This is a genomic window from Dietzia sp. NPDC055343 (assembly GCF_053645265.1).
The window spans coordinates 24211-32533 of record NZ_JBSHMJ010000037.1; the positions used below are offsets into that span (position 1 = coordinate 24211).

General features: G+C 64.5%; 4 protein-coding genes. 2 read left to right on the top strand and 2 right to left on the bottom strand.

Features of this window, described 5'->3' with window-relative positions:
* Positions 1-261: 261 nt before the first annotated feature.
* On the top strand, positions 262-3798 hold the full coding sequence (gene mobF / locus ACWIE7_RS15270) for a MobF family relaxase (RefSeq protein WP_454069830.1): 3537 nt from the start codon (positions 262-264) through the stop codon (positions 3796-3798).
* A 36-nt stretch (positions 3799-3834) separates the two neighbouring features.
* On the opposite strand, the gene ACWIE7_RS15275 is transcribed toward mobF, so the two are convergent.
* Positions 3835-4992, bottom strand: coding sequence for a hypothetical protein (locus ACWIE7_RS15275; protein WP_454069831.1), 1158 nt, complete (start codon positions 4990-4992; stop codon positions 3835-3837).
* A 1546-nt stretch (positions 4993-6538) separates the two neighbouring features.
* On the opposite strand from ACWIE7_RS15275, the gene ACWIE7_RS15280 reads away from it, so the two are divergent.
* Complete coding sequence (locus ACWIE7_RS15280) at positions 6539-7135, top strand: nucleotide-binding protein (protein WP_454069832.1); 597 nt, start codon at positions 6539-6541, stop codon at positions 7133-7135.
* Between the two features lie 658 nt (positions 7136-7793).
* Here ACWIE7_RS15280 and ACWIE7_RS15285 read toward each other — a convergent pair.
* The gene (locus ACWIE7_RS15285) at positions 7794-8204 is read right to left on the bottom strand and encodes a hypothetical protein (protein ID WP_454069833.1); all 411 of its coding nucleotides are present in this window, start codon (positions 8202-8204) and stop codon (positions 7794-7796) included.
* Positions 8205-8323 lie beyond the last annotated feature (119 nt).

The window sequence follows — 8323 nt, forward strand, 5'->3', positions numbered from 1 at the left end:
GCCATGTGATCGACCCTATTGCCCCACCCATCGTGCCGCAATGCCCAACCACCATGCCGCCGTCATCGTCGCGCCGTCCTGGTCCCTGATCGCCGCACCAGATCTAGCACTGGCCGTGCTAGATCTTCCTCGCTGTCGCTCGTCACAAACTGCCACACACAGTATGCACTTCTAGTGAACGACGGGAAACACCTGGTCAGCGCCTCGCGGCTCTGCGGGGCGTAGACGCCCCGCCACCGCCCGCATACGCTGGAGGCTGTGATGAGTCTGCGAGCGGTTCACGCAGGGACTGGATACCAGTACCTGCTGCGCTCGGTGGCGACCCATGACGCCGACCCCGAAGGCAAGTCACTGTCGGACTACTACGCCGCCAAAGGCACCCCACCGGGGGTCTGGATCGGCTCCGGACTGACCGGATTGAACTCCGAGACCGCGACCGTCGGGGCCATCGTGACCGAGGAACAGATGGCCGCCCTGTACGGCGAGGGACTGCACCCGGACACCGACCAGAAGATGGCCGACGGTTCCTCGTTAGCCGCGTGCAAGTTGGGCCGGAGTTTCCCGATCTACACCGGCGGCGTCGAGGTCCTTCAGGCTATCGCCACCGCCGAGAAAACCTTCCTCGCCACAGAGGGACGGCGCCCCACCGTCGAGGAACGAGGCCAGATCGCCGAAAGTACGGCCCGCCCGTTCTACGCCAAGGTGTTCGGCTACGAGCACGCCTCCGGGGAAGACGTCATCGCCTGGGTCAACCGGGAACGCGACCGCGTCAAACAAGCCGTCGCCGGATTCGATTTCACGTTCTCTCCAGTGAAAAGTGTCAGCGTCTGGTGGGCACTGGCCGACGAGAACACCGCCTCCCACATCGCCGCGCTGCATCACGAAGCCGTCGCCGAAGCCTTGGCGTGGGCCGAGGACAACGCCATCTACACCCGGGTCGGGACCGGAGGCATCAAACAGGTCAAAACCGGCGGGATCATCGCCTCCGAGTTCACCCACTTCGACACCCGAGGCGGCGACCCGGACCTGCACTCGCACGTGCTGATCGCCAACAAGGTCCAGGCCCCTGACGGGCGCTGGCTCTCCCTGGACGGGCGGGCCATCTTCCAGATGCATCAGGCGATCTCGTCGCGCTACGACGCGATCCTGCACGACAAACTCACCCGGGGAATGGGCGTGGAATTCCAGGCCCACTACCCGCACCCGGACAAGGCACCGATCTGGGAAATCGCCGGCATCGACCGCAAGCTGATCGACGCTTTCTCCTCACGACGGGCGATGGCCCGCCCGGTCTACAACCAGCTCGTTGCCGACTACGTCGAAAGGCACGGCCGCCAACCCGGACAGCGCGCCTCGTATGCCCTGTGGCAGAAAGCCATCCTGGATACCCGCGACGCCAAAAAGCCGGCCCTGTCGCTGGACGAGCACCGCGCCGGCTGGCGCGAGGTGGCCGCACAGATCGTCGATGAGCACGCCCTGGACACTCTCACCGACCGGGTCACCCGGCATGGCAAGGCCGGAGTCGAGCGGGACATCTTCAACGCCGACACTCATGCCCGTGTCGTGGCCCAGCGGGCGGTGGAGGCGGTGACGGCCAGGCGCGCGCAGTTCCGCCGCTCGCACGTTCAGACCGCGGTGTCGACCGCACTCAAGGGCTACGTGTTCACCGGCGAGCAGGCCCTGGAACAGGCGCACCAGGCGGTGATGGACACCGCCATGGATGAGTTGGTCATCCCTTTGACCCCACCAGAAATCCTCGACCTGCCGGGTGCCCTGACCCGTCCGGACGGGGCCGGGGTGGACCGGCACGCCAACACCGAAAAGTTCACCACCCACGCCGTCCTGGACGCCGAGCAGCTCGCCCTGGATGCTGCGCGTACCCCGGTCGCGGTCACCGCCCCGGCAGCGGTCCTCGAGCATGTCCTGGCCGAACACGAGACAAGCGAAGGGTGGAGCCTGAATGCCGGTCAGCGGGCGCTGGCCGGGCACCTGGTCGGGGCGGGAACCCTGCTCGCTGCCGGCGTCGGACCGGCCGGCACCGGCAAGACCGCCTCTATGAAGATCGTCGCCGACACCTGGCACGCAACCGGACGCACCGTGATCGGACTGGCACCGTCCGCCGCTGCTGCGGCCATCCTGTCCGAGGACATCGGCGCCGACTGCCACACCATCGACTCACTGACGTTCACGTGGCTGGGCCGCAACCCCAACCAGCCCGGTCGCACCCTCGCAGCCCTGCCGGTGACCATCGGCCCCGGCGACATGCTGCTGGTGGATGAAGCCGGCATGGCCAGCACCGAGAACCTGGCCGCCTTGACCGAGATCGCCGCCGAATCCGGGGCAGTCCTGCGTCTGGTCGGCGACCCCAAACAGCTTTCGGCCGTGGAGACCGGAGGCCTGCTGGCCGACCTGACCCGCACCCCGGGAACCCCCGAACTGCGCGAGGTCATGCGCATGGGCGCAGACACCGACCAAGCCGAAGCCACCTTGGGCCTTCGTGACGGTGACACCGACGCCCTTGGCCTCTACACCGACCGTGGATGGCTCACCGGTGGGCACCGGGAGCAGATGCTCACCGACGCCGCACACGCCTTCCTGGCAGACACTGCTGCTGGCCGTCGCTGTCTGGTGATCGCCTCCACCAACACCGACGTCGACACCCTCAACGACCTCATCCGCGCCGACCGCATCAGCACCGGGCTGGTCGACGACACCCACACCACCCGCGTGTCCCGGGGCGATGCCGTCGGTGTCGGGGACACCGTCATCGCCCGCACCAACGCCACCTTTCACACCGACAACGACCGCACCCCCCTGGGCCGGGTCATCAACGGCCAACTGTTCACCGTCACCGGCATCACCGACGACGGCGCCCTGGCCGTGCGGGACCAGAACACCGGCGCCGACATGCTCATCCCCGCCAGCTACGCCCACACCAACATCCACCTCGGATACGCCAGCACCATCCACCGCGCCCAAGGCGCCACCGTCGACACCACCCACGCCGTCATCGACAACACCGTCGACCGCGCCGGCCTATACGTGGCCATGACCCGCGGCAAAAAAGAAAACCGCGCCTACACGGTGTGCGAGCACTCCCTCGACCTGGGCGCCGAAGACGCCCACATGCACTCGGCCGGCGACCAGAACGCCCCCACACCCACACAGGTCCTGACCACTGTGCTTGGCCGCGACACCCGCAACACCTCAGCCATTGACACCCTCCGGCAGGAATACACCACCGCCACCGCACCCGAACGCCTCGAACAGCTCTACCGCCACGGCGCCGACCTGGCCGCCCAAACCTTCACCGCGAACACCCTGCCCGACTACCTCGACGCACTCCCCCGCACCCACACCCACCACCTCGAGGCCGACCCCGCAGCCCTGGCCGACCTCGAACACGCCTGGACCGAAGCAGCCCAAGCAGGACTAGACCCCCGCGAAATGTGGCTCGAGGCCACCGACAACCTCGACACCGCGAAATCCGCAGGCGCCGTCATCGCCCACCGGATACGTCACGTGAGCAGAGAACACGGCGGACCCGACGCCCTGCCCACTCCCCCACCAGAAACCACCACAAGCGATACCGAACTCGCCACCTGGCTCACCACCACCCGCGAAAAGCTCACCACCACCCCGGACGGCACCAGCACGCCCGACGCCGACGACTTCGTCGCCTCCTACCTCGAACACCGCGCCGCAGAACACGAGCATGGACCCGACGTCGAGCCCCTGGGTGCCTCTTCGGATTGGGGGCAGGCGACAGGACCGGACACCTCCCCCGACCTGTGGTGACGCCTGGTCTCACAGGGACAGCCACCCATGGTGGTGTCAGGCAGCGGTGGCAGCCCACTGATGGGGTGCGAGCAGCATGTCGGGGGTCGGCAGCGCGGCCCGAGTCGCGGCAACAAGTTCCCACCAACTACCGGGATCGTGCTCCCGGTGCCGCTCCTGCGCGGCCATCGCCGCGCCCCATGTTGTTGCCTGTACCGGGGGGCCGGTACTGGTGGCGCCGTAGGCCAATGCGATATCGACCGGGTGGACGTTCTCGGCCTCATCCGGGGTGGGAAACATGCCCCACTCGGCCAGCGCATCGGAGCGCTTTGGCTGATAGCGGGTGGTGAACCACCACACGAACACCGCCGACTGCAGCCTGTACAGACGCACCCGATCAGCGTGTGCTCCCGTCACTCCTGCCAGGGCCGCAGCCCGAGCCAATCGGGAACGGCCCTGATAGGCGCGCCCACTGGAGGTGGCCAAGCCGTAGGACTGGAGCGCAGCAATCTTGTTGCGAACCGTTGCCGCACACACCCCCAGCCGAGCCGCTACCTGCTTGACCGACAACCGTTCGCTGCTCAGCAACTCCCATACCCGCAACCCGAGTACTCCCAGCGAGCGAGCGTGCCAGATATCAGCGCGAGCACGCTCCAACTCCCCCTGCAGCCTCTGCTCTAGCTCGGCGGAAAATACTGCACCACTTCTTTGTTTCCCGCCCCCGGCTCTTCCGACCCGCCAGACCGCCGCCCAGGGGCCTGCTGATCTCTGGACCCGTGCAATCCAGCCCTGCTGGATCAACACCTTCAGACGGTTGGTCACGACGTCTCGCGTCAGGCCGACGGCGATGGCCCAGTCGCGCTCGGACAGCTGCACGTTGTCTGCGGCTGCTGCCAGGGTCCTGGCCGCCAAGCCCAGGAGAAGCAGCCGATCCTGGGCCCCGGTCTTACCGGCCCATCTGTCGGGCTGGGCGTTCATCCGGGGCAACAGCTCAGCGACGATCGCTTCGGCTGCCCGGCGGGCCGGTGATGGCGCGGTGGTGCTGCGGGGGGTAAAGCTGGCTGCGGTGACCGCTCTGGCCCACTGGCGGGTCAACTCGGCGTGCGGGTCGATCCTCGGGGCGCGCTCTCCCCCTTGTGTCCGGTGCGTTCGGATCGTTTCCAGGCCCGGCCAGCGATCGGCGAACGCGGCTTGGTGCACGTCGTCAAAGCGCATCCGGGCGTGGGCGCAGGCCAACAAGACCGACCACCCAATCGCAGAAGCATCCGACTGGGCCGTGACCCGGGAGTGTGCCAACGTCCGGATGTGCGCTGAAACCGGTCGCCTGGGCCCGGCAAGATACGGGTGGCCCTGGACATCCGTGTGGACCGGAATCGGCGCAGCACCTAGTCCCGTTGGAGTGGTCGTGGTTGCAGCGGTGTGTAGGGGAAGTGTCAGCTGCGTGAGCACTGAGCGCAGGGCACGCAGTGATACCGGGCGGATATGCGGATCTGTCAGAGGCACTGATGCCCCGCCGGCGCGGTGGGGTGATCCCGGTGCTCGGACGCAGCCTGTGCGGGGATTAGACAGTGGGCCCCGATCCAGTGAGGGCCACGCCGCAGCGAAGGCGTCGATGATCGGTGCCAGACGCTGGGGGGACACGGCCGTACTCAGCCGGATCCACACGTGGTATCCCCCACCGGGTCCGGACGAGCAGACTAGGTGCTCGATGTTTGCTGCGGTTAGAGCGGTCGTACAGCTGGCCAGATCAGCGGTTGCTGTCGACCCAGCGTGGTGGGCGTCAAAATCCAGGGCAAGCAGACGGAATCTGCCCGATTCGTCAGCCAAGTGCAGCGCAAAAGGCACACTCGACGCAGGATTGCCCTCGGTGAGGCGCCGAGTTGCGGCAAACGAGTGCGTCTGTCCCGAGTCAACACGCACATACGGGCGCGGACTCCAAACACATGTAAGTGACTCCCACCACCAGGTGGAATCTCGAGACTTGACGATGTCGTGGTCAGGGTAAGACACACCTAGCAGATCGACTGGACCAATCGATGGGTATGACTTACCCTGAGAGGTGCCTGGAAGCACAGCTCTCCTAAATGGTGGGCAACCCCGAGTTTGAGCGGTAACTCGAACTCTTGACTTTCGATCCCGGTCCACCGGCCAGTGGGCCGGGATCAGTCATTTCAGGGCTGCGGGATGTTCAACTATGGTCAGGCATTCCCTGACCGCCGGTTCACGCTGAAATTGCCTCCTCATCGACAGGTGGAAGTACAGCCTCGGGTAGACCGAGGTCGATTGCGGCGAGGTCGGCCAAGTACTGAGACATAGAGACGCCCCTAGACCTGGCTTCCACTCGAAGTGCTTCGTATACCTCGGGAGCCATACGGACTGGTACCCGCACGCGCTCACCGAATGACGGTCGCCCAGGGCCCCGCTGCTTCGTCGCCATGGGAGGAAAACTTCCACACTTGGCGCCACAAATCCCATCGACACGCCTAAGTGAGGTGGAGTTTCTGGCGCCGACTATGCCGTCTTGGGCCCCCAGCTCAACCATGCCGGAAACGGTAAACACCACGAACGGTAGATACCGCTATACCAGCATGCGTGTGGCGGTAGAGACGGATAACAGGTTTCACGGTTTCAGGTACAGACCGGAGTACCACTAGTGGTGTTACGGTAGAAAGGGGTTTACGGTGTGTCCAACGCGCCCATGCGCTCGACGGTTGGTATCAAGGTGTAGACCTGAATCCATATCGAGGTATGACGGTATTTAATGATCGAGGTGTGTAGGGATTTGAAGATTGCGGTAGTGAACACGAAGGGCGGCGTCGGTAAGACGACTACCGCCATCTACTTGGCGGCGGTCGCGAGCGAGCAGGGGGAGTCAACCGAGTTGCTAGACGCAGATCCTCAGGGATCGGCAACTAGCTGGGCTGAGATCGCGGCCGAAGGAGGTGCGCCACTGCCGTTCCAGGTCTTGCCCGCGAACAAGATAACGCTCTCGCGAGCATCGAGCAGCGATCTCACGGTGATCGACACGCCTCCCGGCGCAGCCGACATCATTCAGGCAGCTATCGATGCGGCTGATGTTGTCGTGGTTCCGACTGCGCCGTCCGGGTTGGACCTTCAGCGCGTTTGGCCAACGCTGGAGGCTGCTGCACATAAGCCGGCTGGTGTTCTGCTCACAAGCGTTGAGCTGGGCACCAAGCTGCTCGAGCTCACAAAAGAGACACTTGAATCGGAGGGAGTTTTCGTGTTCGAGAACGTGATTGGCAAACGCCAGGCTATACGTCAGTCATTTGGCACACGTCCCACGAGGTTCCTTGGCTATCGAGATCTGTTGGAAGAGATTGTTGAGGTGACCAGGTGAGTGGCAAGTCAGAGCCGGTGAGCCGCAGTCTGCGCCCACGGGCGGCAGCCCCAATCCGGCCGGTCTCGGAGACGTTCTCGGCTTCTGACGTTGCAAAGAAACCCAGTCCTCGGCGGACGAAAACGTCGCTAGCTCTTGACGTAGAGCTGTACAGGAGGGCGAAAATTGCGGCCATTCAACAAGGGGAGACTGTGTCTGAGTTTATTGAGGCGGCAATCCGCAGCGCGCTGCCAGACTGACGCCACAGAACGGTACATACCTCTATCGGTCTATACCGTTTGAGGTATGGGCCATTTGCGGGGGTGGCTGTCGAAGTGATTGAGCCTTCGAGTATCGCGAGAGCTTCAATGAAGCCGCCGGTTGGCCTTGTCAGCGTTGGGAGCGTCTGGGTGGCAATCCGAGGAGTGAGGACTGATGCGCGTTGGGTGACAGGTGGGGTGTCAGTCCGTGGTGGACCGCCCTGGCGCTGTCCTCGCAGGGCCGAGCCACTGGCGCCACATCGTCGTCGAACTCTCGGCGAGTAGCGTCCCACGCGCAGCGACATCCTTCCAAGCCGCTCCGCGGGCAAACCAGACCAGATGACATTAATCCGTGCAGCAGTCCCGAATCTCGACAGTTGACGACGCGAGGTTCGCGGCCCAGCTTGTTTCGTCGTAACTTACTCGAGGGGTTGAGGGGCGTTAGTGGGGAACTTCTGGACATGAATATGGTGTTCGGCGTCCCAGGCGAGAAGTCCACTCTCGTGCATGATCTCGAGCGAGCCGACGAGGGTCGCGGCGGTTTCACCGGACTCGGATAAGTAATCGGCCGGGGCAAACGAGTTGATCCGACCCTCTTCGTTTTGCCATAGAACAGGCTCGGTCAGAATGTAGTCCAGCGCCTCGTCGAAAGACATTTCGGGCAACGCCTCTGTCAGTATCTGGGCGGCGGAGGGATACTCCCAGATCGGCACGGTCAGTCTTACTGGTGATGACTTTCTGCTGAGGGGCGCGGCCTTCTTTGTCCGTTGGTCCCGCCGCTTCTTCTTTGCGGCAACCCTCTGTCCACGTGCACTCCGCTTCCTGCCCATCTGAACCTCTCCTAGGAGTGTCTAACCTGAGTTGGACCTCTTGATGGGGTTTCGGGGCCAGCGGCATTCATCGCTGCTGGTCAGCGGACTTCGGGTAAGGGATTCGGGGCACTAGCCGG